4 protein-coding genes are annotated in these 2,399 nt (G+C 71.1%); 3 read left to right on the forward strand and 1 reads right to left on the reverse strand.

Features of this window, described 5'->3' with window-relative positions; genetic code table 11:
- On the forward strand, positions 1–348 hold a 348-nt coding region (locus tag ACFW2E_RS45355; RefSeq protein WP_384477612.1), incomplete at its 5' end, for an alpha/beta fold hydrolase.
- On the opposite strand, the gene ACFW2E_RS45360 is transcribed toward ACFW2E_RS45355, so the two are convergent.
- The gene (locus ACFW2E_RS45360; RefSeq protein WP_384477615.1) at positions 308–1,186 is read right to left on the reverse strand and encodes an alpha/beta fold hydrolase; all 879 of its coding nucleotides are present in this window, start codon (positions 1,184–1,186) and stop codon (positions 308–310) included. The genes ACFW2E_RS45355 and ACFW2E_RS45360 overlap by 41 nt on opposite strands.
- 75 nt (positions 1,187–1,261) lie before the next feature.
- On the opposite strand from ACFW2E_RS45360, the gene ACFW2E_RS45365 reads away from it, so the two are divergent.
- A complete protein-coding gene (locus tag ACFW2E_RS45365) occupies positions 1,262–1,801 on the forward strand; it encodes a GNAT family N-acetyltransferase (RefSeq protein WP_384477618.1) in 540 nt (179 codons plus the stop codon).
- Between the two features lie 254 nt (positions 1,802–2,055).
- Complete coding sequence (locus ACFW2E_RS45370) at positions 2,056–2,187, forward strand: hypothetical protein (RefSeq protein ID WP_384477620.1); 132 nt, start codon at positions 2,056–2,058, stop codon at positions 2,185–2,187.
- Positions 2,188–2,399: the final 212 nt, after the last annotated feature.

The following is a 2,399-nucleotide window of genomic DNA, read 5'->3' on the forward strand; positions in this document are numbered from 1 at the left end:
CCCGACTCCATGTCCGGGCGGACTCTCCCCATGACCTCGACGCAGAGCGAGACCGCGGAGACCGACGACGGCGTACGGCTGTGGGCGGTCCGTGCGGGCGGGGGAGAGGCCCCGCTGGTGCTGTGCCACGGCGGCCACGGCCTGTGGGACATGGTGCCTGTGCTGATTGTCGACGGCGCCCGGGACATCCGCCCCCGCACGGCCGTGGACTCCTTGGAGCGTGCCCTGCCCAGGGTGCGCCGGATGGTGCTGCCGAGTGCCGGGCACCTGCCGTGGGTCGAGGAACCGGACGGCTTCCGGGAGGCGCTCAGGCAGTGGGCAGACGCCGGCCGAGGAAGTCCCGGATGAGTTCCGCGATCTGGTCCGCGTGCGTCTCCAGGGCGAAGTGCCCGGCGGGAAGAAGGTGGACCTCCGCCTCGGGCAGGTCCCGCTGGAAGGCGAGTGCGCCGGCCGGGACGAAGATCTGGTCGTGCGCGCCCCAGACGGCGAGCAGCGGGACCCGACTGGCGCGGAAGTACTCGTGGAAGGCCGGGTACAGGGCGAAGTTGGAGCCGTAGTCGGAGATCAGGTCGAGCTGGATCTCCGGCCGGCCGGGCCGGGCCATGTCCGCGGCGTCGCGCTCGTACGCGTCCGGGCTGACCAGTGACGGGTCCGGAACCCCGTGCAGGTACTGCCACTTGATCCCGTCCGGGCCGCTGATCTCCCGCACCGGTGCCTCGGTCTCCGGCGTCCGCTCCGCGATCAGCGCGAGCACCGGCGCCCAGGCCTCCGCGCCGAGCCCCTCCTCGTACGCGTTGCCGTTCTGCGTGACGATCGCGGTGACCCGGTCCGGGTGGGCCAGCGCCAGACGCAGTCCGATCGGGGCGCCGTAGTCCTGGATGTAGAGGGCGTACTCCTTCAGCCCGAGCTGCTCGGTGAACTCCCCGGCTATCGAGGCCAGTTCGTCGAAGGTGTACGAGAACTCGGCGGCCGCCGGGGCCGAGGAGCGGCCGAAGCCGATGTGGTCGGGGGCGATCACACGGTAGCGGTCGGTGAGCAGGGGGATCAGGTCGCGGAACATGTGCGAGCTGCTGGGGAACCCGTGCAGGAGCAGCAGGACCGGGGCGTCGGCCGGGCCTGCCTCGCGGTAGTACACGTCGAGGCCGCGGACGGTCGTGCTGCGGTGGTGGACCTTGTGTGTGGTCATGGGTTCAGTCCACCACGATCATCTCTAACCGGTCAAGTGAATTTAGGAGGTTAGGTTGAGGTGGATACTCGGTGCATGACCGTCCGTCTGCGCACCGCCCACACCGCCGACCTCGCCCCCGATGAACTCCGCGCCGTCCGCGCCCTCCTCGACCGCGCCTTCGACGGCGACTTCGGCGACGAGGACTTCGAGCACGGCCTCGGAGGCGTCCACGCCCTGGTGCACGACGGCGCCGGACTCGCCGCTCACGGGGCGGTCGTGATGCGCCGCGCCCGCCATCGTGGACGCTGGCTGCGGATCGGCCATGTCGAGGCCCTCGGCGTACGGCCCGACGTGCGCCGCAACGGGCTCGGCGGGCGGGTGATGGAGGCGCTGGAGCGGTTCGTCGACCGGGCCTACGACCTCGGCGCGCTCTCCGCGAGCGACGACGGTGCGAGGCTCTACGCCGCCCGCGGCTGGCAGCCGTGGACCGGTCGCGTCCACGCGCTCTCCCCGGACGGGATCGTCCGTCTGCCGGAGGAGGAGGGCAGCACCTATGTGCGGCCGGCGCTGGCCGGCCCGCTCGACCCCGCCGAAGAGCTGCTCTTCGACTGGCGTAACGGCGACGTTCTTTGACGCGGGGCAAAAGTGCAGGTCAGAGCCGTGTGGCCCGATCCGCCGTCTCAGATAGTAGGAAGTCCGACTAATTGTGGAGACAGAAGCGCGTCCCTCCTTTAGTTTTGTAGAAGCCGAACGTCTCGCTCGATCAAGCGAATGGCGGTCGTGAGCCGGGCCCCGTGCAGGCAACCCCTGCGGCACCGCTCCCCGCCCCTTCCGGCGTCTCGTAACCCCCTTGCCGAACTCCGGCTTGCCGAAGGAGTCGATTTCCCATGGCCGAGACGACCGTCCGCCGCCGAGTCCGCCACGTGTCCCGCACGAGCGAGTCCGACCGCAAGAACGCCGCAGCCGCCCACCAGCGTGCCCTCGACCGCCGCGACAACGGCGGCGAGACCGGCCACTGAGCCGGCGGCCCAGAGCCGACAACACCGGTTGCGCGAGTACTCGCGACTCGTGCAACCGCCCACAGCCGGGAGCCGCGCCCGCACGAGGTGGGGGGGGGCCGCCCGCCGCCGCCCCCGCCCGCCACCAGTGCTAGATGAACCCCGCCAGGGGCGCCCGCCACAACCCCCACAACCAGGGGCTGAAACCCCCCCCCACCCACCAGACGAAAACA

It is taken from the genome of Streptomyces sp. NPDC058964 (assembly GCF_042741275.1).
Classification (GTDB): Bacteria; Actinomycetota; Actinomycetes; order Streptomycetales; family Streptomycetaceae; genus Streptomyces.

Bases quoted from the DNA above. Each gene is read 5' to 3' on its own strand.
- ACFW2E_RS45365 (WP_384477618.1), top strand. From the start codon at position 1,262: ATGACCGTCCGTCTGCGCACCGCCCACACCGCCGACCTCGCCCCCGAT.
- ACFW2E_RS45370 (WP_384477620.1), top strand. From the start codon at position 2,056: ATGGCCGAGACGACCGTCCGCCGCCGAGTCCGCCACGTGTCCCGCACG.
- ACFW2E_RS45360 (WP_384477615.1), bottom strand. From the start codon at position 1,186: ATGACCACACACAAGGTCCACCACCGCAGCACGACCGTCCGCGGCCTC.